Genomic DNA, 26,259 nt, shown 5'->3' with positions numbered 1-26,259 from the left:
ACAGTTTTACATCATTACAAAAGTTCTGTCAATTCTTTTTATCTGAAAATTAATTGGATGAATTTGCTTATTGCAGTTTACGAGAGTGCTTGATTAGGTTATAGTAAATTTGTAACGTGACAAAATGAATTTGTGTAATCCTTATGATGATTTTATTTGAAAGGTTTGAATAACAATGGCGAAAAAGGTCTCCATGCAGGACATTGCAGATGCATTGAATATATCGAAAAACTCCGTCTCCCAAGCGCTGTCGGGGAAACCGGGTGTAAGTGAAGCAACTCGGCAACTTGTTGAAAAAACAGCTCAAGAGATGGGATACAGTGTGAGGAAGCCGTCAGTGTCTGCTGGTGTGGTTGGGAGCGGCACAGGCAGCATCGGGCTGATCGCTTCGGATTATGCCTTCTCGCTGAAAAGCTTTTTCGGGGAAATTTATTTGAGTGTGGAAAAAGAAGTGACCGAACGCGGGATGAACCTGCTCATTCAGTCGATCAATACCCGGGCGCGTGACAATCTAGTCCTTCCTTCCTTTATAGCAGAGGGCAAGGTCGATGGTGTCTTGATTCTCTCGCACATCAGCACAGAGTATAGTAACGCCGTCATCGCGACCGGTATTCCGACGGTCATTATTGATCATCACCATCCCTTGATTCAGGCGGATGCCATCCTGACGAACAACCGGTTCGGCGCCTATACCGCGGTCAAGCATCTGATCGAGCTTGGCCACCGGGACATCGCCTATGTTGGAAACGTCAGACTGTCCCCGAGTTATCAGGAGCGTTTGGAGGGCTACAGGCTCGCGCTTCAGGAGCATGGGATCGAGCTGAATGAGGGGTTTGTGTTTAGTGACGTTCTTGAGGATGATCAGGATGTGACCGGGCTCGTGCAGGGACTGGATGTTCAGCCAAGTGCCTGGTTTTGCGTGAATGACGGGTTTGGCTTTTTTGTGAGATCTGCCCTGCAGCAGCACGGCATTGCTGTTCCGGGTGAGGCTTCTGTGTGCAGTTTTGACAACGGGATGCTTTCTCGCTTGTCTACCCCGAAGATCACCACGATGAATATTGATTTGGAGCTGTATGGCCGGAAAGCCGTAGAGCAGCTCACATGGCGCATGCATTATAAGGATGAACCGATTATTGAGCTGCTGCTTCCGGCGGAGTTGATTGTGCGGGAGTCGACGGCAAAAAGGTAGTTCTTTTTGGTGCCAGGCACCGGCGTTACACAAGTGTGTAATTGCGGTGCCTGGCACCAAGAGGATGATTATGAAAACTGCAAGAATGCTTTTACCTATTGTTTTGATGTTTTGCTTTATGACGCCGGCTTATGCGGCGGCACCGGTAAAGGAAAAATCAACGGTTAACCTGGAACACTGGCCACAACAAAAGAGCACCCGCCTGGATGCTCTTACCTCAATGATTTAATTATTATTTTCAAAAGAAATAATATATTTTAAGCCAGCATGAGCATCTTTAAATGTTGGGATCTGATTTAACTCCTGTATGCTCATTGCTAATTCAGGATTAATGCCAACTATAACACACTCTACCCCAATCAGATTTAGACAGTCATATAGTTTGGTTAGATTATATCTAACACTATCATCAAATGTGGTTATACCTCTTAAACTGACCATTACAAACCTGACACCATTTTTTACGCATTCTTCCAGAACTGTGGTTATAATATGTTCTCCGCGATCTATTTCCAGGCTTCCTATGAGCGTTAGAGCGATCGTTCTATCCCAAATATTCAGGATCGGCACAGAAAGATCTTTAATTAATCTTTCTTTTCTCTTGTCCTCTTCAACCTTTGAGGTAACGTCCATCAACATAACCATAAAACCTTGTTCTTTTCGAATGGGGGTAATTACGATATCTGCAATCACTTTGTCTTTAATATTAATCCTTGCCCTATGTCCACCCTCGAGCCGTCCCATTACTCTGCGTTGATGATCAGGCTTGTTGTGAAAATAGTCCATATTCAAACCTATAAAATCATCTGAACTGGAAAGGCCATAATACGGAGCAATCGTTCCCAAAATCTCCTTCGCCTTTATATTCATCCATATAATTTTATACTCTTTATCTGCAAGAATGATGACTTCACCAATACTGTTCAAAACATCGGTACTAGATAGATCAAATGGTACTTGATGCATGCAAGCATCTCCTTAAACTGGCATAGGTTTATTATAAAACAAAACACTATTTTTTTACACCAAGACAGCGCGGCTCAAGAAACAAGAAGTTCGAGGAGCAGGAGATTCCGAGGAACGGAGTTTGGCATGAACCAAATGAGGTTCTGAGGATATCAAGGCAACAAAGAAATTCGCAGTTTTATGGAAGGCGCAAGAGAAAACGGAGCGTCTTCATGCTCCGCCATTTATCAAAGTATACTTTAGGTGCATTTCTTGAAAAGCCAACTTCCTACAGGCTCATATTTTTAAATTCTTAATGTAAATGCACTCAATAAAATTCTACTCTTCTCCCAATATTGCCACCGGACGAAAAACCTCGTAATGGATATGTTCCTTGGGAACTTCCCATTCATTCAAGGTTTTAATAATCGCTTCCATAAACGGAATGGAACCGCAGAAGTAAAAATTAGCCTCTTTTGTAGGGAGGATGGATTGGAGGAAGTCCAAATCAATATATCCTTCTTTCTCATAATTTTTGGCTTTTTTATCCTCTTCAGTTGGTGAATTATAACAAATATATGACTTTACATTTTCACAATCATTTTCCAATTGCTTCACATGTTCTTTAAATGCATGTGTTTTGCTGTTCCTTGTTGCATGAATGAACGTAACTTGGTTTGGTGCTTTTTCTTCGACGATTGTATTTAACATACTTAATAAAGGAGTAATTCCAATTCCTCCGCTAATCAGCACAATTGGTAAATGATCATTGTTGAGAACAAAATCACCAGCAGGGGCAGAAAATTGAAGTGCATCACTAGATTGAATGTGATGATGCAGATAGTTTGAAACAATTCCATCTGGAGAACCACCATGCTCATCTTCACGCTTAACGCTGATGCGGTAGTAATCTTTACCAGGTGCTTCAGATAAGCTGTAATGGCGAATATGCGTGTATTTCTCACCAGGAATTTCTGCCTTAACGGTAAGATATTGACCAGCTTTATATGAAGCAATTGCTTTCCCGTCCTTAGGCTTAAAATAAAATGAAGTGACCTCTTCACTTTCCTTTACTTTCTTATCTACGTAAAAAGCCCGGTATCCTTCCCAGCCTCCTGGCTGTTGTTCTGTTTCTTCGTAAAGTTTTTTCTCGAGATTTATAAAAGCGTCAGAAATATATCCATATGCTTTACCCCACGCTTCAATAATTTCATCTGTTGCAGTATCACCAAGAACATCTTTTACTGCTTGAAGCAATGTTTCACCTACAACAGGATATTGTTCAGGTTTTATTCCAATGGCCCGATGTTTCTGTGAAATCCTTTCAATAACTGGTTTAAGAGTATCCAGATTTGTAATGTATTCTCCAGCTGCATAAACCGCATATCCTAATGCTTCCTGCTGGAGACCTCTTTTTTGATTGGTTTGATTGAAGATGTTAAGTAAGTCAGGAGCTTTTTCAAATAATAGTTTGTAAAATCTTTTTCCTATTTCTTTACTGTGCTCTTTTAAAACAGGAGCTGTTGATTGTACGATATTAATGGTTTTTTCATCAAGCATGTAAGGTATCCTCCATGTTAAAATTTTTATCGGATTTTACTAATATGCCCCACTAATTTACCGATAGACGACTTCTTTCCTGTCTTCTCTTTGGTTTTACCTTTATAAAAAATTTCGTAATACTTTCAAAAATAGAATTTAGCAGCACCCGGATTGTCATAAAGCCATGCATAGGACTTCCTTTTATGCCGGGATCAAATTCCAGAAAAAATTTTAGCATTAGTAAAACATAGGTTTAATTTTGCGTTGTGTTTTGGTGGAATTTGAATCGTAGAACGTATCAAACATCTCCGAGCTGCTCATTCTTTTTGTTATTTTCATGCAAAAATTGTGGAATTTCCCCGGAAATAGAAATGGTGCCAGGCACCTCTATTACACACTTGTGTAATTGGAGTGCCTGGCACCGTTTTTTGTTATTTCGTAATTAGATCCAAATCGACCGGAACGAACTTCTCTACCTTTTCGTCCTTGTTCACTTTGACCGCTGTTTGAACCGCCTCGGAACCGATCATCTCAGGCTTCTGTGCAACAGTGGCCGCCATCTTGCCTTCTTTGATTGCTTTTTGCGCATCGTCCGTTGCATCAAATCCGACAACAACGACGTCTTTCAAACCGGCTGCTTCCAATGCCTGAAGCGCTCCGAGCGCCATCTCATCGTTATGAGCAAACACCGCATCTACTTTTTTGTTGCCCTGCAGGATGTTTTCCATAACGTTCAATCCTTTAGCACGGTCAAAGCTTGCTGTTTGTTTCGCTACGATTTTAATGCCTTTTTCTTTATCGACTGCTTTATGGAAGCCTTCTCCACGCTCGCGCGCTGCAGAAGATCCAGAGATTCCTTCAAGCTCTACTACATTACCTTTTCCTTTAAGCTGTTTCGCGATATAGTCGCCGGCCATTTGGCCGCCTTTAACGTTATCTGATGCAATGTGAGAAACGACTTTTCCGCCTTCTGCACTGCGGTCAACCGTGATGACCGGAATGTTGGCACTGTTCGCTGATTCAATCGCTGAAGAGATCGCTGCTGAATCTGTTGGGTTCACTAGAAGCACATCCACGCCTTGCTGGATCAAATCTTCGATGTCATTGACCTGCTTGGCAGAATCATCCTGTGCATCTACTGTTTTCAGCTGTACGCCAGCTTTCTTTGCTTCTTTTTCAGCCCCTTCTTTTAACGTAACAAAGAATGGGTTATTTAATGTTGAAACGGAAAGACCAATCTTTAGATCACCCTTGCCCTTTTTCTTGCTGTCATCTGTTCCCGGCGCTTTTGTGGAACAAGCCGTAAGCATCAAAGCCCCTATGACTAGAATAATTAAACTCTTAAACATATTTTTCATCGTAAATCCTCCCTTTTTTTGTTTGCAGTTTGTTTGGTGCCAGGCACCGACGTTACACAAGTGTGTAATTGCGGTGCCTGGCACCGAACCTTCTCGAATAATCTAAGCCGCCTTCTTCCGATCGATCAGCACTGCGAGCAGAATTACTCCGCCTTTAACCACCTGCTGGTAGAAGGATGAAACGTTTAATAGGTTCAAGCCGTTGTTCAGTACACCAATGATGAGGGCACCGACTAATGTACCGAAAATCCAGCCCTTACCACCGGAAAGGCTTGTCCCGCCAAGCACGACAGCTGCGATGGCATCGAGTTCATACGCTGTACCTGCCGTTGGCTGTGCAGAATTCAGACGTGACGTTAAAATGATGCCGGCAAACGCGGACAGCAACCCGGTCAGCGAGTAGATCATGACTTTGATTCGGCCGACTTTAATACCTGAAAGCAATGATGCTTCCTCGTTTCCACCGATTGCATACGTTCTTCTTCCAAAGGTCGTCTTTTTCAGGATGAACCAGAGGACCGCGAACGCGAGCAGCATCCAGATGACCGGGAAAGGAATTCCAAGGAAATACCCACGTCCCATCCAGACAAAGCTCGTATCATCCGAGAGGCCGGTGATCGGTTTTCCCTCGGTATAAACGAGCGTCAAACCTCGGAAAATGGTCATCGTCGCAAGTGTCGCGATGAACGGCGCCACTTTCCCTTTGCTGATAATGATTCCGTTGATGGCTCCCATTACAGTACCCGCAGCCAGACCTGCCAGCATTGCGATAACTGGGTCTGTTCCGCCAGCCATCAGTCCGGCTGTGATCGCTCCGGACAGTGCCAGCATCGAACCAACGGAAAGGTCGATGCCTCCCGTTAAGATGACGAATGTCAGTCCAAACGCAATGAGCGCGTTAATGGAGACCTGCCGAAGCACGTTGAGGATATTCGTTAACGTGAAGAACTCCGGACTTAAGATGGATAGAACAATCAAGATAATGACGAGTCCGATGAGCGGACCGAGCTTCTGAAATATACTAATCTTTCGTGTTGAGGCTGACATGTTACATCCCTCCTGTTGCAGCATGCATGATTTTTTCCTGATCCGCTTCTTCGCGGTTGAGAATCCTGCTGATTTTTCCTTCATGAATGACGAGGATCCGGTCACTCATTCCTAAAATTTCCAGGAGCTCGGAGGATACCATAATGATGGACACTCCCTGCTCCGTCAGTTCATTCATAATCTGATAGATTTCTTTTTTCGCACCAACGTCCACGCCACGGGTCGGCTCGTCCAATATCAACACTTTCGGCTGATTGTTCACCCATTTTCCGATGACAATCTTTTGCTGATTTCCACCACTCAGTGATTTGACGATCTGTTCCCCGCCGGACGTTTTCACGTGGAGTTTTTTAATGAGCCGCTCCGTTTCTTTCTGTTCGGCACTTGCGGAGATCACACCGCCGTTTGACACCGCTTTCAAATTGGTTAGCGTGAAATTTTCACGAACGGTCATCCCTACAACAAGCCCTTTATCTTTGCGGTCCTCTGTGACAAAGGCCAATCCGGCCTCAATCGCATCTGATGGCTTCGAGATATTCATCGGTTTGCCGTCGAGATAAACGCTGCCGCCATCCTTTTTCTTATAGCCGAAGATAGCTTCCATGATCTCGGTCCGGCCCGCACCCATCAAGCCTGCTACACCCAAAATTTCTCCCTGCTTGACATCAAAGTGAATGTCTTCGAAGTGCTCTTTTCTAGAAAGTCCTTCCACTCTCAGCCGTTCCGGGCCGATCTTCGCCTTCCGCTCAGGAAACCGCTCGCCAAGCTGTCGGCCGACCATCATTGAAACAATCTCATCAAAATTCGTTTCCTTAACGATTTTCGTACCGATAAAATCACCGTCACGAAGAACTGAGATCCGGTCACACATCTGGAAGATTTCCTCCATCCGGTGGGAGATGTAGACGATGCCGACGCCTTGCTTTTTCAGCTTTTCAATCACGGTAAAAAGCGCTTCGATTTCACGGTCGGTAAGGGCGGCTGTCGGTTCGTCCATGATGATGCAGTCCGAATTTGTTTCAAGAACTTTGGCGATCTCGATCATCTGCTGATGTCCGACCGAAAGCTCGCCGGCAACCGCATCAGGATTGATTTCCACTCCGAGCTGCTGCAGTGCTTTTTTCGTTCGTTTTCGCATATCGGACGTCCGTAAAATGCCAGTCTTGCCGTACGTCAGCTCTTTTCCCAGGAAAAGATTTTCCGTCACGGTCAGGTAAGGAATAATATTCAGCTCCTGGTGCACGACGCCGATCCCCATCTCCTCTGCCTCTTTCGGATTGGAGAAATGTACGTCCTTCCCTTTTACTGTGATTGTCCCTTTGTCTCGTTCATAGATGCCGGCCATGATTTTCATCAGTGTCGATTTCCCCGCGCCGTTTTCTCCCATGAGAGCATGAACTTCGCCAGTCTGCACGTCAAAGCTCACATTTTTCAGCACATGAACATCTGAAAATGATTTATAGATACCTGTTAAATGAACAAGTGTCTTGTCACTCATTAAAAAATCACCCCCGCATGTAAAATGATGTTGGCATAAGGCGTTGTTTCACCCGTACGGATGACCGCTTTCGCATTCTTCGTTAATTCCTTGAACGTTTCATGAGAGACCATATTTTGCGCGGTGCCAGGCACCGCTTCGAGGACCTTGCTGAGATACGCTTCGTTCTCCTTCAATTCCTGAGCCAGCGTTACTTCCTCCACCTGCATGTCATCCGCGACCGCCTGCAGCGTTTCCAAAAAGCCTGGTGTACCCATCGTCAGGGCGATGTCGATGCGTTTAACATCGTCCGGAATCGGTAAGCCGCAGTCTGCGATGACAATCGTATCTGTGTGGCCCATTCGTGCGAGAACCGAAGCAATCTCGCTGTTCAATATCCCTTGTTTTTTCATCTGCACCACCTCTTTCTCATGCTGTCTATTGGTTAAGTAAATGTTGGATCAGCCGTTAACCGCGATGAACTGCTCAACTTCTTCTTTCGTTGGCATTCCTGTCTGCGCCCCGAGCTTTGTCGTCGAGAGGGCCGCAACCGCGTTGCCAAATTTACAGGCCGCTTTCAGCGACAGCCCCTGGCTTAAACCAACGGCAAGCCCGCCGTTGAAGGAATCGCCGGCCCCTGTCGTATCTTTTACATCCACCTTGTAAGAACGGACGTTGATTTCCTCGCCGTCTTTATAAAAAGTAAGGCCTTTTGAGCCCTTCGTGACAATCACCTTTTCCTTGATAAACTGGTCACCACGGTCTTTCAGCAGCATTTCCAGTTCATGTTCATTCGGTGTGATGTAGTCGGTTTGCTGAAGGAGTTCTTCAGGCAACTCCTGAATAGGAGCAGGATTCAGGACTACCTTTACGCCGTTTTCCTTGGCGATGCTCACTGCTTTCTGAACGCTTTCCAGCGGTATTTCAAGCTGCACAAGGAGAAAATCACTGCCGGCGATTATCTCACGCTTCTTCTCGACAAATTCAGGTGTCACTTGATGATTGGCGGCCGGCACGACGATGATGCTGTTATCACCTTCTGATACAAGGATGGTGGCTGTTCCCGTGGATCCGGAGACCTGCTCTACATCTGTTACGTCTACACCCTGCTTATTAAGGTGATTCACAAGCTCAGAGCCGAAAACATCGTCGCCGACACAGCCTACCATGCGGACATCAGCTCCCAGTCTTGCAGCAGCCACCGCCTGGTTTGCCCCTTTTCCGCCGGGGATTGTCTTAAACTCCTGTCCGAGGAGCGTCTCCCCCATCTTCGGAACCTTGTCCGAGATCGTCACAAGATCCATGTTGATGCTTCCCACTACCGTAATCTTAGCTGCCATCGCCAGCCCTCCTTTTTGTTTGATTGTGTTTGTTTCGATGTCATTGATTCGGTGCCTGGCACCGTCGTTACACAAGTGTGTAATTGCGGTGCCGAGTTCCCGCCGCTCTTTACGGGATTTTGGCACCATCCTAGACCTTCCGCGTTGATTCTCGTTCGATCAGTTCTACATCCAATTCATAAAAGGTGTTTTCCACCTGTTTTTTCTCGATCAGTTTCACAAGCATTTCTGCAACAATCGTTCCCATTTTGTAGATCGGCTGGCCAACGGTGGTCAGCTCCGGTGTTGTTGCTTCAGAAAGTACGATGCCGTCAAACCCGATAATCGCCAGCTCCTCCGGTACCTTCTTTCCGAACTGATGGGCCGCTTTGATCGCGCCGATGGCCATCACATCGTTTCCGGCAAATATGCCGTCAATCTCAGGGTGGCGGTTCAGCAATTCAAGTGTTGCCTTGATGGCTGTCTTCATCTCATAGTTGCCATCCTCAATATAGGTGGCGTCAAACCACGGTTCACTTCCCACTTCTTCGAGATAACCGGCACGCCGCTCCATCGCATTATCAATATGCTCTGGGCCGCTAAGGTGGGCTATTCGTTTACAGCCTATTTCTTTTAAAAAACTCGCCGCTTTTTGTGCACCGCTCTTATTTTTTACAACGACAGTAGGAATGTCTGCATTGATTTTCCGGTCAATACTGACAACCGGAATGTTCAACTGCTTTACTTTCGCGGCCGTCAATGTATTGGAAGCTACAATGAGCCCGTCAACATACTTTTGAAGCAGGATCCCAAGATAGTCTTCTTCTTTTTCCACGTCTTCATCGGTATTGCAGAAGACGACGTTATAGCCCAGCTTATGTGCCGTGTCTTCCACCGCCCTTGCCAGCTCGGGGAAAAAGGGGTTAACGATATCAGGGACCATCAGTCCGATCGTCTTTGAAGTCTTTTTATAAAGACTGCGGGCCACGGCATTGGGCTTGTAGTTCAGCTTCAGAATCGCTTCTTCTACCTTTTTCTTTGTATCTTCGTTCACGTATCCATTGCTGTTCAGTACCCTTGATACCGTAGCAACGGAAACACCCGCCTGTTTCGCCACGTCTTTAATGGTCGCCATAATCAAACAACTCCGATAAACTGCTATTTTAAAAAGTTAGTTAAGAATTCACTATAACATCATGATGTGTAACCGGTTACATACCGTTGAAATAAAAATCGGCTATAGCTTATGTAACCGGTTACACACAGTATAATCTCCTCCCTTTGAGTTGTCAAAGAAAAAAATATAGATATTTGTAGAAAGCTTTTTTTGGTGCCAGGCACCGGCTTTTGACATCTATCAAAAAGCGGTGCCTGGCACCATTGTTAGAAAAACTTTTACAGCCAAACTTTATCCCTATTGACAAGAGCTCATCACCATAATAAGATAACTGACAGAATAGATAGAATTATCTGTTTATTTTTTATTCCTATTCCAAAACTTAGTTTTATATTATAAAACAAATAAATCATTTACCTCTTTGTTTATACATAAAAGACAGATTTAACGCTCTACTTTTCATCTTTTGAAAGCGCTGCCATTTTGGCGTTTTATAAAAAACAAGGAGGGATTGGGTATGGAAGCAAGACTTGAGACAAAGCAAGCTAAGCCGGTTAATTTCGCACGGAAATTTCGCTGGACGGTTGTTGTTTGGTTGTTGATCGGGGGTATCATCAACTATCTTGACCGGGCGAACCTTTCCATCGCGGCTCCAGAAATGATGAAAGAACTTGGGCTCACTGCTACAGATATTGGTTTGCTGGGAACTGTTTTTTCTTGGAGTTATGCACTGATGCAGCTTCCATCCGGATGGCTGATCGACCGATTTGGAACAAGAAAGGTTTATACAATCGCATTGATTTGGTGGAGCGGTGCGACCATGCTGACTGGGGCAGTAAATAAAATGTCTACCTTTATAGCAGCTCGGGTTTTGCTTGGTGTCGGTGAAGCTCCATGTTTTCCTACAATGGCCAAAATCACTTCCTATTGGTTTCCGAAAAAGGAACGGGGGCTGGCAACAGGCATATGGGACTCTTCTTCCAAATGGGGGCCGGCTTTAGCACCGCCACTGCTTGTTTTCCTCATGGTGACGTTTGGCTGGAGAGCTCTCTTTTATATCACAGGTGTGATCGGCATCATTTTTGCCATCGGCTTTTTCATCTTTTATAAAAATCCGGACAAAAGCCGCAAGCTTACCGAAATGGAGCTGGAATATATCAAGTCAGAAGGAGCCGGCTCGGAACAAAACATTCAAACATCCAAAATTAAATGGGGAGAATTATTTAAGTATCGCAGTGTATGGGGTATGATTCTTGGCTTTTTCTGTACGATTTGGATCTGGAATATCTTTCTAGTTTTCCTTCCGCTCTTTTTAACAAACGTCCATCATGTCTCATTGAAAGAACTGGGGATCTATGCTGGAATTCCATGGCTTGGCGGGATCTTCGGAAATATTTTTGGTGGATATCTTACGAAAAAGCTCGTGGATAAGGAAGTCACTACACCGATCAAAGCAAAGCGTGCGCTTATAAGTATCTGTGCCATCTCTGCGGCCGTCGTGGTTTGTGCCGTTCCGTTCGTGACAGGACTTGCGATTACACTCACACTGTTGACGCTTGCTCTATGCTTTATTTCAGCAATGACGGGAAGCGCCTGGGCGCTTGCGGGGGATATCGCACCGCCTTCCATGGTTGCATCAGTTGGTGCCATTCAGAATTTTGGCGGCTATTTTGGAGGAGCCTTTTCTCCTGTTGTAGCCGGAATAATCGTGGATACTACAGGTTCCTACTCCCTTGCTTTTATCTCCGGCGGTCTGATCGCAGGCTGTGCGGCATTATGTTATTGGTTTATCGTCAAGAATCCTATTCAAGAATAAGGATAAGGAGGAGCGCTATTGAAACCGAAAGTTTTTCTCGCAAGACCTACCCCTGCTGAGGCAGAAGCGTATATTTCAGAGCATTGCATATACGAAAAATGGCAAGGTTCTGCACCGATAACGAGAAGTGAACTGCTAGAAAGGTTGGAGGATGCAGAAGGGCTGCTCATTACCGGGGAAAAGATTGATGATGAACTGCTGGATCATGCCCCAAAGCTAAGAGTCGTCAGTAATATTTCCGTCGGTTATAACAATTTTGACCTTGAGGCCATGAAAAGAAGGAACATTATGGGTACGAATACCCCTGATGTTCTCAATGAAACGGTGGCTGATCTGGCTCTGGCCTTAATGCTTTCCGCAGCACGGCGCATCCCCGAGCTGGACAAGCTGGTGAAGGACGGGAAGTGGGAGGATCAAGACGATGAACCGCTCTTCGGTGTCGATGTTCACGGAAAAACATTGGGTATCATCGGCATGGGCAGAATTGGCGAGGCTATTGGAAAGCGCGCCAAATTCGGCTTTAATATGGATATATTGTATCATAACCGGCGAAGGAGACCGAAAACAGAAGAGGTTCTCGGCGCGGAATATGTCCCGCTGGAGGAATTGCTGCAGTCCTCGGACTTTGTACTGTTAATGGTTCCTTTTACTCAGGAGACGAGGCACCTTATGGGTCAAGAGCAATTTGCACTCATGAAGAAATCCGCCATCTTCATCAACACTTCACGCGGACAGACGGTCGATGAAAATGCCCTGATTCAAGCTCTGCAAAACAAAGAAATCCTGGCTGCAGGTCTCGACGTATTTGACCAGGAACCCGTCTCAACCGGCAATCCGCTGTTGAAGCTTCCAAACGTGGTGACCCTGCCTCATATCGGTTCAGCGACTCACCAGACGAGGTTTGATATGGCCATGCTCGCTGCCAAAAACCTGGTCGCTGCAGTTACCGGAAACGAGCCGCCAAACATTGTCCAGGAACTAAAAAGCGGCATCAAGCTGTAAACGGTAAACGGTGCCAGGCACCCCAATTACACACTTGTGTAATTTGTGGTGCCTGGCACCGATTTTTTAAAAAGCATACTTCTTGCTTACTATAAAATAAACCCATTGATGGATAATATTTTCCTATTTGTTTGTTACTGTAAAATGGTAGTGCAAAAAATAGCGAGAGGTGATGTGTTTTGATGAAGATGGTAAAAAAAATGCTGATTCTGATTGTTATGGTATTCACGCTAGCCGCAACACCAAGTTTATCGTACGCACAAACGCTGGGTAAGGGAAGTACAGGCAATGAGGTTAAGACTCTGCAGAGCCGCATGAAGAATGCAGGCTACTTTCATGGTCCTGTTACCGGCTATTATGGACCTCTCACAAAGTATGCTGTTGCTAATTTTCAGCTGGCCACTGGCATTGTTCCTGACGGAGTTGCCGGCCCGCGTACATTCGTTAAGTTAAACGATGTCGAAATTATGGCAAGGGTAGTCAACGGAGAAGCGCGCGGGGAATCCTACCTCGGGAAAGTCGCCGTAGCTGCGGTCATCCTAAACCGCCTTGAAGATTCACGTTTTCCAAAAGATACGTTTAATGTCGTCTACCAGACCAACGCTTTCACTGCCGTCCATGATGGACAGTATAATATCTCTCCTAACTCTTCCGCCTATCGTGCTGCCATTGATGCCATGAAAGGCTGGGACCCTACACACGGTTCTATTTTCTATTACAATCCTCACCTTGCATCGAACAACTGGATCTTTTCACGCCCAAGCGTTACCCGAATCGGCAATCATATATTTGCTAAATAATATTTTGGTGCCAGGCACCCGCTTTTGACATATGTCAAAGAGCGGTGCCTGGCACCAAATTTGTAACTCCACTTTTCGTATTGTCGAAATAAAATTTTTTATTACAAAGTATTTCGACATAATTTTCTGATATTTTTTGATAAATTATTAACTGCAGTCTAATATTGATGAAAAGGGGATAGAAATTTGAAGAAAAAGCTTGCTGTACTTTCAATGTGCTCAGCCCTGTCATTCTCACTGTTTTCGGGACTTGTTTCCCAGCCTGCCAGCGCTGAGGAATCAGCCTCACAAGTGCATTATCTTTTAACGTATAAAGGCAACAACGTCCCTTCCAACCTTTCTGCAAAAATTGAACAAGCCGGCGGTTCTGTGGAACGTGTCGTTGAGGAAATTGGTGTTGTAGAAGCCAAATCATCCGCCCCTGATTTTCTTGCCAAAGTGAAGGCAGATTCAAATGTACAAGCAGCGGACAAAGAATTGGAAGTTTATTTGGAAGACGATCCAAATCCAGCTGACGGACAACCCATTATATCCATTCCGCAGCCCGACTGGAACGATCCGAACCAAAACTACCATGAACTCCAGTGGGATATAAAGAAGATCACGAACAATTTTAAATCCTATAACATCAACAAAGGAAACCATAATACCGTCGTAGGGATCATTGACACTGGTATGGACTTTAATCACCCTGATTTAAAAGCAAATGCCGATCTTGCCGGCAGTAAGACCTTCGTTCCTGGCACAAAAGATGCTTGGGACCAAAACGGCCATGGAACACATGTAGCCGGTTCCATTGCTGGTAACGGTAAGGTATACGGCGTCGGCCCGAACTTAACCGTACGCTCGTACCGGGTTTTCGGTGCTACAGGCGGTGCACAGCAATCATGGATTACCGATGCGATCGTGTCTGCAGCGAACGATGGAGTTGAGGTCATCAACATGAGCCTTGGCGGATGGCGCTGGATGGCAAACAATCTTGGCGACAAAGGCGATTCCGCTTCCATGGTGGCTTATCACCGTGCCATGCAATACGCTACGCAAAAAGGTGTGACGGTAGTCGTTTCTGCCGGCAATGACTCCCGCAACTTGAACGACATCCATGACATGCAAGCTTACTGGAAGGAAACGTACGGATTGGATATTAAAGGACCTTCCCGTGTAGCACCTGCACAGGTTCCTGGAGTCGTTACGGTATCCTCTTCCAATAAGTGGTCCAAGGATAAAATTGCGTTCTATTCCAACTACGGAAGCGTGATTGATGTAGCTGCTCCTGGCGGCGACAACGGCCCGACATACGATGCCCTATACCGCCAGGATCCAAAAGGAAACTATCTTGATAAGCGAGACTTTATGTACCGCGCGTTATCAACCTGGCCAACCTATCTTGCACCATATGTGACTGGCAACCTAAGAGGCTATGCCCTTCTACACGGTACGTCCATGGCTGCACCGAAAGTAGCCGGTATCGCAGCGGTCATCAAATCACAGCATCCTGAATATTCGCCAGCACAAGTTCAGGCCAAGCTGCGCCAGACAGCTGTCGATCTCGGAAAAGTGGGACAAGATCCACTATTCGGGTCTGGGGAAGCCAACATCTATAATGCATTAACGAAATAAAAAATTGGTGCCAGGCACCCGCTTTTGACATATGTCAAAGAGCGGTGCCTGGCACCAATTTTACTCTCCTCCTTATTTTATTTTCACATCCACCAGATCAGACATCTTCACTCGATGGATCTCATGGTGGAAATCTACGACGCGCAGCTCTTTTTTATAGGAATCTACATAATGGACCCTCCCGATCAGTAAATGAAAGTCCCCTTTTTCAAAAACGGTCATACACAGATCCAAATCCTCAGCCATCGCTTCACAGATCGTCTCTTCCATCAGCTCGTATTGCTGTTCATCCAGTTCCGGTTTTGTCTTCTTTTTATGATCCCAGTCAAACTCCCTTAAACCCTTCACATGCTCAGGCATAAACATCCCTTGCCATTTCATCTTTCCGCGGTCACGAAGCATATTCATCACCTTCCTCACCCTATTATATGCGAATATATGTTCGGTTTACACTGAAAATAAATGACAAATAATGCATGTCATTTGCGGAAACGTGTAAATTGAAGGCAACCAGTCTAATGAGTGCCCAACATTGGGCTCCAGCCAATCATGAGGAATATATAAATTTTAAAATATTTTTAAACAAACCTGTCATTTTCTGTTATATTAAAAAAGATATTGAAATTGGATAAAATACGATCATTAATGGCTTTTTATTATAAAGAAGAGGTTGATGAAATGGACAGACGTTCAGCTAAAAAGCAGCGCAGGAAGAAACGCAGTGGACTAAAGATTACCCTCATTATTCTAGGCGTGTTATTGCTCATTGGAGCAGGCGGTTTCTATTATGTTTATGGCTCGGTGAAAAATACGGCCAACAAAATGCATGATAGTTCTGCATGGGACGGTTCCTCTAAACGAAAGAAAGAGCCTACTCCCTCTAAAGGCGACCCGCTTTCTATCTTGATTTTGGGTGTTGATGAGCGGCAAGGTGACCGCGGCCGATCCGATACGCTAATTCTTGTCACCGTTAACCCGAATACAAACAAAATGGTAATGACCAGCATCCCGCGTGATACGCGCACAGAAATCGTTGGTAAAGGCAAGGAAGATAAAATTAACCATGCGTACGCATTCGGTGGTACGAAAATGGCGATCAAAACGGTAGAAAACTTCCTCGACGTACCAGTCGATTACTTCTTGAAAGTAAACATGGAAAGCTTCAAAGGAATCGTGGATGCCCTTGGAGGCGTCACTGTGGATAACGAACGTCTGGCGTTTAATTACGATGGCTACTCGTTCCCTAAAGGCGAGCTGAAGCTGTCCGGAAAAGAAGCGCTTGCTTACACCCGTATGAGAAAACAGGATCCACAGGGTGACTTCGGCCGTAACGAACGCCAGCGCCAGGTGATCAGCGCAATCATCAACGAAGGAGCTCAAATTTCTTCGGTTACAAAAATGGGCGACATTCTGGACGTAGTCGGCACTAACGTAAAAACAAACATGACGTTTGACGAAATGAAAGACATTCAATCGAAGTATAAAGGCGCTCGCAAAAATGTAGAAAACATCGAGATTAAAGGCCAAGGCCAGCGAATCGGCGGCATTTACTACCTCATCGTGCCGGAAGACGAAAAAACCAAGATTCAAACCACGTTAAAAGAACAGCTTGAACTTTAAGATGACAGCAGTGATCCTTGCACGAGGGTCGCTGCTTTTTTATGCTAAACCATTTATATAGAAATATTTTACAAAAGGGGTGTCTCTCATGCATTTAAACTATGACTACAAACAAAAAGAAAAACGTAACGGAACCAGCTACATTGAAGTCCGGGATAAAGGAGAAAATGCCTTATTTGAAGCTGAACGCAAAGGCAATCAAGTGGTTTTGACGACGTACTGGCGAAATGAAAAAACGACTCGCTTTTCCATGCCTGTTGAGCTGTTTGAGAAACTGTATCGTGATCTAGGTATTTCGGGATAGGTCTTTCCCTAAAAAACTTCCTGTCAAAAGAAGGATTTACATGTAAATTTATGGTATAAATTGTAGTAATGAGGTACCAGATGTGCCTCCTTATTTATTCTTCTTTTGATCGGAGGCCATTGAAAACGGATGAAACGTATTTTCATAACTTTATTCACGTCCCTTCTCGGCATTTTGCTGATGGGCGCCATCCCGTTTGCTTTTAACGGGACATCGTTTAAGATCTCGTCATACAGCGAGGGGTTGAAGATGCTGCTCAGCAGCCTGACCCATCCCTTTAATATCATGTATACAGCCGAAGCCACATCACGAGCCCTCTTCCCAGATATTTTAGAACCCTACATTTACTCGATGATTGTCCTTTTTTCAGCGCTTTTTCTCGCCATTATTGTGGCGCTCGCCCTCAGCATCCTGATCTCACTGCTTCCAAAGCCACTGTATAAAGCATCTAAAGCTGTTTTGTTTGTCTTTGAATCTTTGCCCGATGTTCTGATTGCAGTCCTTGTACAGTTCTTGATCATCTGGTTTTACAAAAAAAACGAATATCCTGCTGTTTAATATTGCTTCCTGGGGCAATGAACAGCCTTATGCCCTGCCTATTCTCTGTCTGAGCGTATTGCCGGTCATCCTCTCTTTGCGGATCTTGCTGTTTCATATGGAGGAGGAATGGGAGGAGCCTTATATTGAAAACGCAAAGTCAAAAGGTCTGACAAGGCTATACATACTGCTGCATCACGTCCTTCCGAACACATGGATTCACTTTTTTCATCAGTCCAGGATGATTCTTTGGTTTATGCTCTCCAACCTGCTTGTCATTGAGATATTATTTAACATCTACGGCATCACAAACTTTGTCTATCGTCATGGAGATCCTCCGGTGTTTACGGTTGCTGCCATGCTGGTATTCATCCCGATGTTTGCCTTTTTTGTCCTCGGCTCCCTGTGGACGAACAAATGGACGGTGCAAAATGAAATGGCCGCAGCCGCCGCAGCACAATCTTCTTTCAGCTTCCAGCCCTACTGGCTGATCATTAAGCGCTTTTTATTGAAATTGGTGAGCCCGCTTCGATTTGTGGGTGCCCAGCCCTTGTTTGTTGCCGGTTTTTGCATCATTGGGTGCTTGCTCGCCCTGAGTCTGATCCACAATTATGCGTTTGACAACGAGATTCCAAAAACACCGATACTGTATGCGAAGGACGGATTTACGGCTCTTGGAAGATCACCCTTTGAGCCTTCTTCCCGCTTTTGGTTCGGCACCGATCAATTCGGCAACGAACTTCTGTATAAAATCGTGTCAGGCGCGAAGTACACGATCGGGCTTGCCTTTTTCATCAGTCTGACCCGGCTCTTGTTCTCGTTTGCTGGCGGCTATCTGTTTTTTGCGATGAATCCCAGGTTTAAAGAGTGGCTGAAAGGTATAGTCGATTCCACCCACTATGTACCTGTTGCCCTGCTCTGCTACTTCATTTTGTTTCCGGTCGTACTTTCTGAAGGACTGACATTTTGGCAAAAAGGCATGTTCCATATCATGATTCTTACTCTGGTGGCAGTACCTGCTATTTCAGTCATGATCGGTTCAGAAATGGAGCTGACCTCCAATAAAGAATTTGTTTCAAGTGCGCGTGTTTTGGGCGGGGGCCGTTTTCATGTTTTTTACAAGCATCTCCTCCCGCATATGCTGCCAAAGCTCTCTTTCATCTACATCCAGCAGATCATGTACGTCTTGATCTTGTTCGCACATCTTGGGCTTCTGCAAATGTTCTTCGGGGGAACGGTTCTGGAAGAATATACGATGCAGGGCGGCGACTATATCCCGATTTCCATGTCCAACGAATGGTCGGGACTGATCGGCTCCTATTACCGGCAGATGCTGCTGCGTCCGTATCTTATCATTATCCCTGTTGTGTTTTTTGCCGTTGCCATTATTGGGGTCAACCTCATGCTGGAAGGGCTGAAAAAGGCAATCGAAGATCTTCAGTGGGGACGAAAGAAATTTTTCCATCCCGCTTCTATCGTGATTGTAGCTGTTGCTGTCGTCTTTTGTTACTTTGCCGTCCACAAGTTTTCTGATGATTTTACAGAAAAAAAAGCAATCGCTGCCGCACAGAAAAAGCCGGTCGTGAAGATTCCAATTGTGGAATTGGACAAAGAAACTCTGGACAGGTTTGAAGACGGAGAAATGAATGGTGTAAAGGATTTACATTTTTGGATCGCGACACGCTAAAGTGGGGATATGGCAAACCCATAAAAACAAAAGAATATGAGAAGCGAACAGACTACTATTATAAAGAAGACGGTTACCAGATTATCCTTTCTTCCGGCTTCAATCGCCGGGCTTCAAGGATTCAGGTCCAGTACGACAGCACGCGTGAGGATATTCTAAAGGCTATGAAAAAAAAGCCAAACGAGCAATCGAAAAAAACATTGGATTATCTTAGAGGAGACTACCTCGTACGTTTTACCGAGCCCTCCCCCGATCACTGGTGGATCAGTTTCCAGGATCAGTACTATTTTAGATAATGACGAAAGCCGCTCCGGAAAGATCTCCGTGGCGGCCTTTTTCAGTTAAACCGTTGCTTTTCGAAGGAGTAAATAGGACAGGACTGTAAGACTGGAGAGCTTTACTGGCTCCACAGTTCTTTTGAATTAAATGGGGCGAATCCTTCGCATGTAAAAAGAGCCGATTAAGTGCTCGCTTTCGCCGCAAGAGTGACCACTGCGGTAAAATTTACTCAAAATCATTCAAAAAAGACCCTATTGCTCCCCGGTTGCGTGGATTTCCACAAAAAACTTAGGCAGAATGCTCTGCCAGATCTTTTTATTATCGAAAACAGGAATTTATTATCGAAATTCTGATTTTATTATTGAAAACGCCAATATTTATCGAAAAGTCCACTTTTATTATCGAACGGTTTATCAACGACACCCCGAAACATAAAAAAAGCCTACAGCCCTTTTGATTCGGGACTGCAAGCTTCATTTATTCAGGAAACTCGCTTTTCTTCTCCGCCAGCTTTCTGTGCAGCTCCTCTTCTTCCTCTGAAACATAGCCTTTATGAAGGAGGGAGTTGATTTTATGGTGCTGAAAATAGATGGTGTTGTTGCCGTCGATATGTCCGCCAGGGTAAAAACAACCGATGTAATCAAAAAGCACTTCACCTTCTCCGGCGGATTGAAGCCTTCCGTAGATCATCACCGGCCGGTCGGTGTTTTCCAGGGTGATCACTGATCCGATGGGCAATGGGAAATTCTCTGTCATGGGTCGGCCTCCTTCTTTATGGGCTACTTTCCTCTTCTATCCTTTGTTTAATCCTAAAAACGAAAATGCTTACGATTTTTACAAAGTCGCTGTGAAAAAGGGTGAAAGGAAACGGAATAAGATAAAAGAAACCGTACAACACTGGGTTGTACGAAATCAGCCATTAAATCTTCCCATCATAATGGTGTTATAGTATTTACCATCAGAAAGGATCTTGTCATTTTTTAATACTCCTTCTATTTCAAAGCCAAGTTTTTCATAAAGATGAATGGCGTTCTCATTTGTTTCTAATACATTCAATGTGATTTTTTTAATTTCATTGGAGTCCGCCCAGGCTATCGATTCTTTTAAAAGATTTTTCCCAATACCATATCCCCAAAACTCTTTTAAAATGCATATTCCAAATTCGACTTTATGGGAGAAACGAGTTAACGGATTTCCCTCGCACCTTGAAAACCCGACGATTCGATCATCAACTGCCGCAACTAAAAATAAGTTCGTTTTATTTTCATGATCTGTTTGAATGATTTGTTCAAAGCCTGAGGCATCGATGAACGCCTCTCCTTTTTCTCTGTCTAAATTTTCGGTCTCTCCATCAATCTGCACTCTTAAATCAGAGAGTTCTTTTGCATCCTTATCCATTGCAGACCTGATCGTGTAATCTAACCCCTTAACATGAAATTCTTTTTTGCTAACGATCATGATACGTATTACCCCCCGTACTTAATTAACTTGTTTACCAATTAATTACACTCCAACAAGAATAACTAATAATGAAAAAAGCCGCAAGCACTGATGCTCGCGGTTTCTTTTACCACTTATAATTGTAAATTTTCCAAGCGGCTTTGGAACTGGATTTTGAGAGATAGAGAGTTTGGTGGTAGGTGTACATATCATCTTTGTGATTTTGATAGACTTTCAAATACCACTTGCCGTTCTTCGAATAATACGTAACGGAAGGCTTTTTAGGCGCCTCTTTCCCGCTCCAGTCAAATCCCCAGATTCTGTACGCCGGAAAGTCTGTCGCGAGCCACTCATAGAGTTTGTTGCCTTTTTTATCTTTTTTGTAGGACGCCATGTCATATTTTATGAGTTTGTCGATGTAGGCTGACGTGTGGGTGGGTGACAGTATCTGATGAACCTGCTTTTTCGTATACGCTTTGTTGCTTGCTATCTTGTTCTGCAGGCTGATGGCTTTGTCTGTAATCGATTTTGCTTCTGTACGGGACATCGTGTGGTAGAACCTCAAGTATTTTGTCGCAACATAGCCGTTTTTCTTGTTGTATTTGATCTTGGACCATCCGCTTTTCGTTTGGGAATAGATGGTCAGCCTGGTGTTGTCTTTATGGGACCCGATCACTTTATACTGTGTTCCCGGTCCGCTTCTGACGTTTAGCTTGCCTGATGTAACATCCACATAGGCGATTTTTGCAGGTGAGGCTTGCGCAATTTGGGACGGAAAAAGAGAAGTGACGAGCCCGATGGCCAGCAATAGAATCACTACGATTTTCAGAAAGCCCTTTTTCATGCCGGATTTTTCCTCCCTTAGGGTTTGGTATGGACATGCCTTATCGTTCCATCGTATGCTGGATGACTTTTTATTATGTAAAAATATAGAAACAATAACTAGCTTTTTCATTCCCTATTTTTTGATATTATAGTCCACAAAAAAAAACGACGAAATTTAATCAATTCGCCGCTCTACTTGTTTAGGATTTGGCTGACTCTGTTTTGCATGGATGCGATGACGGTTTTCTTGTACTTGACAGCAAGCAGCAAAACTTTGATCTGCTGGGGCCGCGACAGTTTTTTAAAGCGAGGTTCCTTCATTAAAAAAGATCGGACGATGGACCAGCTTTTCGGATGCATTGGAAAATCATCAATCGGCTGCCGCCCGCTGAAACGTGTGAGCCACGTTTTGAGGCTGGATGGTTCATCGACAATGCACGGAGCGTATTTGTTTTTCGTATGTTTTTTCAGATAATCCAGCCGGTCCTGTCCGCTAACCACTACATAATGGCCGTCTTTTTTACATTTTTGAACCACGAGCACATGCATGCAGTCCCACATGATCGTACGGAGCTTCTTTAAATGCTCCGTTATTTTTATGGAGATGCCGGGTTTGATGCTGCTCAGAGGGATGTATTGCACGGTAAACTTCATGTTCTGCCTCCTCCAATGGATGAGTGAGCGTAATGTTTCTTAGGCAGTATATGAAAAGACTGGGCGGATGATACTTTGACTTTGGATGACAGAAGCGAATGGTTCGCCGCCCTTCTCTTTGGCCATAATGGTAAGGATTCTAGAGATGAGGGGGTGAGGTTGTGAGGCGAAAAACTATCTGGGTGTTAAGCATACTCTTTATGATCTTCATGCTTGTCCTGTTCATCGTTTACCTCATCAAGGGAGATTCGTCTCGCTGGCAGGTCGCTTTAGGTGGTGTCGCGGTTAGTGCGCTGCCGCTTTTGCTGCTGCGGTTAAAACCGGTTCCTTTTAATACCGCCCTTATTATTGGATATTATCTGTTTCTTTTTTGTACTACGTATTTGGGCTCTATTGAGAGTTTTTATCTGCATTTCAAATGGTGGGATTCGACGCTTCATCTCTATAAGGGAGGCTTTGTCGGGTTCGCCGGAATTCCATTATATAAAATGATTGTGCCAGCACGTGTAAGGAATGAAGTTTCCCCCTGGCTGATCTTCCTCTTCGTCTTCTCTCTTCCTGTTATCGCCACGGTATTTTGGGAGACCTATGAGTTCGTGGGCGATCAGTTCTTCACCCACACGATGCAGATGGGCGGAAACAAAGACACGATGCTCGATATCATCTTCGGCATGGCGGGCGGTCTGATCGTGGCGGTTTATGCAAGGGTGCGGCGGGGTAGAGATTGAATGAGTTGTTAACCAGTGCCAGGCACCGGCGTTACATACTTGTGTAATTGCGGTGCCGAGTTCCCGTTGCTTTTTACGGGAATATTGGCACCGTTTAAGGGAGGTTGTTGTATGTGGAGTGCAGCCATGTGGGGAGGCATTTCCGGCTCTGCTGTTTTACTGGGTGCTATAGCAGCTATGGCATTCCCCATCAAAAAGAGAATCATCGGCTTCATCATGGCGTTTGGGACGGGTGTGTTGATCGGCGCAGCCACATATGAACTGCTAGGAGAATCCGTTCATTCTGGAGGTTTGTTTCCAACATCGATGGGATTTGTAACCGGTGCGGTTGTGTTTACTGTGCTGGATCTCATTGTTTCCCGGAAAGGGGCACACAAAAGGAAACGGTCTGCCGGCCAGGATGGAGCACCCAGCGGCTCTGGCCTTGCGATCTTTATCGGAACCGTGATGGACGCCATACCCGAATCCATTATTATCGGGGCCAGTCTCATTGAAAACAACAGTGTCAGCTGGCTGCTCGTCATCGCCATCTTTATCAGTAATATACCTGAGGGGCTGTCGAGTACGTCCGGGATGCTGAATAGCAATGTGAGCAAACAGAAGATCCTCGTCCTCTGGATTACGGTGCTGGTGATCTCAGCCTTCTGTTCATGGGCGGGATATCTATTTCTGGAAGGTGCTTCTGAAGAACTGATGGCTATCATCGCTTCCTTTGCAGCAGGCGGCATCATCACCATGGTCGGCTCGACAATGCTGCCCGAAGCTTTTGAAGAAGGAGGATCCCTCGTCGGTTTGCTCGCCTCCATCGGTTTGCTCGCTTCTCTCATTTTGACAAAAATCTGATAAAAAACGAAAAAAAGGTGCCAGAAAAATGGCACCTTTTTATGTTATTTATGACTGATCGCACGCCGTCCACTGAACTTGCCTACCGCTACAACAAGAATAGCGAGTGCAATCGGCAAGACGAGATGAAGGTTAAAATGAACTCCCTCCAAGTAATGACCGACAGCCTTGTCCTTTAACATCATTTCGCCAGCTGTGTAGCCTAACAGCGCGGCCCCGATGATGATGATAATTGGGAATTTTGCCATGATCTTCATAAGCAGCTGGCTTCCCCAAATGATTAACGGAATACTGATGATCAAACCTAGAATGATGAGCACAATGTTTCCGTTCGCAGCGCCTGCCACTGCCACAATGTTATCCAGACTCATAACCAAGTCGGCGATAATAATCGTTTTAATGGCTCCAGAAAGGCTGGAATTCGCCTCGATGTCTCCATCTTCTTCTCCCTTCAAAAGACTGATGGCGATCCATAAAAGCAGCAGTCCGCCAACAAAATTCAAGAAAGGAATTTTCAGTAAGTAGACTGCAGCAAATGTTAAAACTACCCTTAGAAATACCGCCCCGAACGTTCCGAAGAAAATCGCTTTGTTCCTGTGCCGCTCCTCCAGGTTCCGGCAGGCAAGCGCGATGACGACCGCATTATCTCCGCTCAATACAATATTAATGAGGAGGATTTCCAAGAGATTTACCAATAAATTATCCATGAAACCACCTTATCTATAACAATTAATTTTTCTATTACCACATTATAATAGTTTACCATTTTTTATTCTATATCATAACTGTTTTGTTCATAAAAACTATTTTTGAGGCTTTGGACTGCGGTGCCTGGCACCACACAAATGAAATTTCATCATATCTCAACATTATTAAACACAACTTAATAACACCTTGTAATACTAATGAATAAGTGATTTAATTTGCTCCCCTCCCCTTTAACACTTTGTTTAAGAAAAAATAGCTCCACGAACTAGAGTTAAAAATGAACACACTGCAAGGCTGCAGCAAAAACGGCGGTTTATGCAATCTTTTCATAGGTTTTTCATTATACTTTACAACCCTGCACGCTTGTAGTGGCATGAGGCGTCTCTGCAGGATGCTTATGTCTATAATTTCGACATATTTCCCGGGAAAAGCACATTGATCTCGCTTTATGGAAATGATTAACATTCTATTCATAATCTAACCGTAAACTAGCTTTATTTCTAGCCTTTCAATCGTGCATTAGAGTTTATCTTTTCACTAGGGATTGTCCCCAGCGGATTATGCCTGTCCGCATATACTGCTGGAAACACGCACACCATGTGTTTAGTTTCATAATGTATGGGAGAAATTTATGAGTAAAAAAATGAGAGCAGCAGCTCAAGCTCTAGTTTTAGCAGTTCTAGCCAGAACAAGCCTGGGATCAACTGCAACCTACCAGGCCCAATTATTCCGTTGAACCCTGGACCGCCAGGATTCACATATTTTCAAACTTTAAAGACAACGCCGCAGCCATTCATGGCGAATTTTATCGATGTCGTCACGTTTAATGACGTAATTTTTGACCGCAACAACGAATTCAACGTATTTGCTTCTGAATTCACAGCAACGCGAACAGGTTTCTATACGTTTTGTGCTCAAGTCAAATTACGCGGTTCTCAGCCTGGCGGCGGGAACGGTCAGTTATTTTTATTTAAAAACCGGTCATCTCAAGGATTTATTGCTGAATTAGGTTCAGTTACAATCCAAGGAAACCAGTGCGTCCAATTTCAGGATGCACCACCCTGGTCTTTCTTTAGCAAGGAGAAACAGTGCAGGCTTTGTTTCAGTATACTGTTCCGGCTACGGTCTTCAGTGGATGTTTTGAAGGAATCCGCACCCAATATTTTTTTACAAAGAAAAAAGAGCCTTTCTGCGATCAGCAGAAAAGCTCTCTTTTTTATTCCGGCAAACGGGACCGGGATGTGTCTACGTCAGTATCTACAGGTGAATGATGCTGCACCTCTGCAGTTTCCACTTTCACTGGACGCTCCCTCTCCAGGCGTTTTACGGCATTTTTTAATTGAATGATCTTAATGAATCAAGAAGTCCAACAGCCAGTCCCCCAATGGCAGCAGAGCCTAAA

Annotated in this window: 28 protein-coding genes; 14 read left to right on the top strand and 14 right to left on the bottom strand. The window is 44.7% G+C overall.

Annotated elements, in window-relative coordinates; genetic code table 11:
• Positions 1-175 precede the first annotated feature (175 nt).
• Positions 176-1,189: a substrate-binding domain-containing protein gene (locus tag OKX00_RS02185; protein WP_265409226.1), complete on the top strand. Its 1,014-nt coding sequence runs from the start codon at positions 176-178 to the stop codon at positions 1,187-1,189.
• Positions 1,190-1,259: 70 nt separating this feature from the next.
• Positions 1,260-1,418, top strand: coding sequence for a hypothetical protein (locus OKX00_RS02180; protein WP_265409225.1), 159 nt, complete (start codon positions 1,260-1,262; stop codon positions 1,416-1,418).
• Here the strand turns inward: OKX00_RS02180 and OKX00_RS02175 are convergent.
• The 8 genes from OKX00_RS02175 to OKX00_RS02140 all read right to left on the bottom strand — a co-directional run bounded on the left by OKX00_RS02175 (position 1,415) and on the right by OKX00_RS02140 (position 10,012).
• The gene (locus OKX00_RS02175; protein WP_062237202.1) at positions 1,415-2,155 is read right to left on the bottom strand and encodes an STAS domain-containing protein; all 741 of its coding nucleotides are present in this window, start codon (positions 2,153-2,155) and stop codon (positions 1,415-1,417) included. The genes OKX00_RS02180 and OKX00_RS02175 overlap by 4 nt on opposite strands.
• 318 nt (positions 2,156-2,473) lie before the next feature.
• Positions 2,474-3,694: an NO-inducible flavohemoprotein gene (gene hmpA / locus OKX00_RS02170; protein ID WP_265409224.1), complete on the bottom strand. Its 1,221-nt coding sequence runs from the start codon at positions 3,692-3,694 to the stop codon at positions 2,474-2,476.
• A 413-nt stretch (positions 3,695-4,107) separates the two neighbouring features.
• Positions 4,108-5,034 (bottom strand): ribose ABC transporter substrate-binding protein RbsB, encoded by a 927-nt coding sequence (gene rbsB / locus OKX00_RS02165; RefSeq protein WP_416054288.1) that lies wholly within the window; start codon positions 5,032-5,034, stop codon positions 4,108-4,110.
• Positions 5,035-5,136: 102 nt separating this feature from the next.
• A complete protein-coding gene (gene rbsC / locus OKX00_RS02160; RefSeq protein WP_265409223.1) occupies positions 5,137-6,081 on the bottom strand; it encodes a ribose ABC transporter permease in 945 nt (314 codons plus the stop codon).
• Position 6,082: 1 nt separating this feature from the next.
• Positions 6,083-7,579 carry a sugar ABC transporter ATP-binding protein gene (locus OKX00_RS02155; protein ID WP_265409222.1) on the bottom strand — a complete coding sequence of 499 codons (1,497 nt, stop codon included), beginning with the start codon at positions 7,577-7,579 and terminating at the stop codon, positions 6,083-6,085.
• Positions 7,579-7,971 carry a D-ribose pyranase gene (gene rbsD / locus OKX00_RS02150; protein ID WP_062237193.1) on the bottom strand — a complete coding sequence of 131 codons (393 nt, stop codon included), beginning with the start codon at positions 7,969-7,971 and terminating at the stop codon, positions 7,579-7,581. The genes OKX00_RS02155 and rbsD overlap by 1 nt, the downstream gene beginning before the upstream one ends.
• Positions 7,972-8,019: 48 nt before the next feature.
• Positions 8,020-8,898, bottom strand: a complete 879-nt coding sequence (rbsK, locus tag OKX00_RS02145; protein WP_265409221.1) for a ribokinase — start codon at positions 8,896-8,898, stop codon at positions 8,020-8,022.
• A 130-nt stretch (positions 8,899-9,028) separates the two neighbouring features.
• Positions 9,029-10,012: a LacI family DNA-binding transcriptional regulator gene (locus OKX00_RS02140; protein WP_265409220.1), complete on the bottom strand. Its 984-nt coding sequence runs from the start codon at positions 10,010-10,012 to the stop codon at positions 9,029-9,031.
• Positions 10,013-10,511: 499 nt separating this feature from the next.
• Here OKX00_RS02140 and OKX00_RS02135 point away from each other — a divergent pair, with 499 nt between their 5' ends.
• The 4 genes from OKX00_RS02135 (at position 10,512) to OKX00_RS02120 (ending at position 15,232) form a co-directional block, all read left to right on the top strand.
• Positions 10,512-11,810: an MFS transporter gene (locus tag OKX00_RS02135; protein ID WP_265409219.1), complete on the top strand. Its 1,299-nt coding sequence runs from the start codon at positions 10,512-10,514 to the stop codon at positions 11,808-11,810.
• An 18-nt stretch (positions 11,811-11,828) separates the two neighbouring features.
• A complete protein-coding gene (locus tag OKX00_RS02130; protein ID WP_265409218.1) occupies positions 11,829-12,812 on the top strand; it encodes a 2-hydroxyacid dehydrogenase in 984 nt (327 codons plus the stop codon).
• Between the two features lie 182 nt (positions 12,813-12,994).
• Positions 12,995-13,612, top strand: coding sequence for a cell wall hydrolase (locus OKX00_RS02125; RefSeq protein ID WP_265409217.1), 618 nt, complete (start codon positions 12,995-12,997; stop codon positions 13,610-13,612).
• Between the two features lie 186 nt (positions 13,613-13,798).
• Positions 13,799-15,232, top strand: a complete 1,434-nt coding sequence (locus OKX00_RS02120) for a S8 family serine peptidase (RefSeq protein ID WP_265409216.1) — start codon at positions 13,799-13,801, stop codon at positions 15,230-15,232.
• A gap of 72 nt (positions 15,233-15,304) precedes the next feature.
• Here the strand turns inward: OKX00_RS02120 and OKX00_RS02115 are convergent, their stop codons facing one another.
• A complete protein-coding gene (locus tag OKX00_RS02115) occupies positions 15,305-15,640 on the bottom strand; it encodes a YolD-like family protein (protein ID WP_265409215.1) in 336 nt (111 codons plus the stop codon).
• Between the two features lie 270 nt (positions 15,641-15,910).
• Between OKX00_RS02115 and OKX00_RS02110 the strand changes: the two genes are divergently transcribed.
• The 5 genes from OKX00_RS02110 to OKX00_RS02090 all read left to right on the top strand — a co-directional run bounded on the left by OKX00_RS02110 (position 15,911) and on the right by OKX00_RS02090 (position 19,676).
• Positions 15,911-16,852, top strand: coding sequence for an LCP family glycopolymer transferase (locus tag OKX00_RS02110; RefSeq protein WP_265409214.1), 942 nt, complete (start codon positions 15,911-15,913; stop codon positions 16,850-16,852).
• Between the two features lie 88 nt (positions 16,853-16,940).
• Positions 16,941-17,156, top strand: coding sequence for a hypothetical protein (locus OKX00_RS02105; RefSeq protein WP_265409213.1), 216 nt, complete (start codon positions 16,941-16,943; stop codon positions 17,154-17,156).
• A 129-nt stretch (positions 17,157-17,285) separates the two neighbouring features.
• Positions 17,286-17,714: a hypothetical protein gene (locus OKX00_RS02100; protein ID WP_265409212.1), complete on the top strand. Its 429-nt coding sequence runs from the start codon at positions 17,286-17,288 to the stop codon at positions 17,712-17,714.
• Positions 17,715-17,772: 58 nt separating this feature from the next.
• The gene (locus tag OKX00_RS02095) at positions 17,773-19,380 is read left to right on the top strand and encodes an ABC transporter permease subunit (RefSeq protein ID WP_265409211.1); all 1,608 of its coding nucleotides are present in this window, start codon (positions 17,773-17,775) and stop codon (positions 19,378-19,380) included.
• Complete coding sequence (locus OKX00_RS02090) at positions 19,362-19,676, top strand: hypothetical protein (RefSeq protein WP_265409210.1); 315 nt, start codon at positions 19,362-19,364, stop codon at positions 19,674-19,676. The genes OKX00_RS02095 and OKX00_RS02090 overlap by 19 nt, the downstream gene beginning before the upstream one ends.
• A gap of 460 nt (positions 19,677-20,136) precedes the next feature.
• On the opposite strand, the gene OKX00_RS02085 is transcribed toward OKX00_RS02090, so the two are convergent.
• The 4 genes from OKX00_RS02085 to OKX00_RS02070 form a co-directional block, all read right to left on the bottom strand.
• Positions 20,137-20,415, bottom strand: coding sequence for a DUF4176 domain-containing protein (locus OKX00_RS02085; RefSeq protein ID WP_053356604.1), 279 nt, complete (start codon positions 20,413-20,415; stop codon positions 20,137-20,139).
• Between the two features lie 156 nt (positions 20,416-20,571).
• Positions 20,572-21,117, bottom strand: a complete 546-nt coding sequence (locus tag OKX00_RS02080) for a GNAT family N-acetyltransferase (protein ID WP_265409209.1) — start codon at positions 21,115-21,117, stop codon at positions 20,572-20,574.
• 109 nt (positions 21,118-21,226) lie between these two features.
• On the bottom strand, positions 21,227-21,943 hold the full coding sequence (locus tag OKX00_RS02075; protein ID WP_265409208.1) for an SH3 domain-containing protein: 717 nt from the start codon (positions 21,941-21,943) through the stop codon (positions 21,227-21,229).
• 173 nt (positions 21,944-22,116) lie between these two features.
• The gene (locus tag OKX00_RS02070; protein WP_062237177.1) at positions 22,117-22,578 is read right to left on the bottom strand and encodes a hypothetical protein; all 462 of its coding nucleotides are present in this window, start codon (positions 22,576-22,578) and stop codon (positions 22,117-22,119) included.
• Between the two features lie 161 nt (positions 22,579-22,739).
• Here OKX00_RS02070 and OKX00_RS02065 point away from each other — a divergent pair, with 161 nt between their 5' ends.
• Together OKX00_RS02065 and OKX00_RS02060 are read left to right on the top strand one after the other, a co-directional pair.
• Positions 22,740-23,306 carry a DUF2238 domain-containing protein gene (locus OKX00_RS02065; protein ID WP_265409207.1) on the top strand — a complete coding sequence of 189 codons (567 nt, stop codon included), beginning with the start codon at positions 22,740-22,742 and terminating at the stop codon, positions 23,304-23,306.
• A 111-nt stretch (positions 23,307-23,417) separates the two neighbouring features.
• On the top strand, positions 23,418-24,149 hold the full coding sequence (locus tag OKX00_RS02060; RefSeq protein ID WP_265409206.1) for a ZIP family metal transporter: 732 nt from the start codon (positions 23,418-23,420) through the stop codon (positions 24,147-24,149).
• A gap of 44 nt (positions 24,150-24,193) precedes the next feature.
• Here the strand turns inward: OKX00_RS02060 and OKX00_RS02055 are convergent, their stop codons facing one another.
• Entirely contained in the window at positions 24,194-24,856 is a 663-nt protein-coding gene (locus tag OKX00_RS02055; protein WP_265409205.1) for a TerC family protein, read from the bottom strand.
• Between the two features lie 796 nt (positions 24,857-25,652).
• On the opposite strand from OKX00_RS02055, the gene OKX00_RS02050 reads away from it, so the two are divergent.
• The gene (locus tag OKX00_RS02050; RefSeq protein ID WP_265409204.1) at positions 25,653-26,204 is read left to right on the top strand and encodes a hypothetical protein; all 552 of its coding nucleotides are present in this window, start codon (positions 25,653-25,655) and stop codon (positions 26,202-26,204) included.
• Positions 26,205-26,259 lie beyond the last annotated feature (55 nt).

This window comes from Fictibacillus sp. KU28468 (genome assembly GCF_026153615.1).
In the GTDB taxonomy this organism is placed as follows: Bacteria; Bacillota; Bacilli; order Bacillales; family Fictibacillaceae; genus Fictibacillus_C; species Fictibacillus_C marinisediminis.
This window is presented reverse-complemented; position numbering and strand designations above follow the sequence as displayed.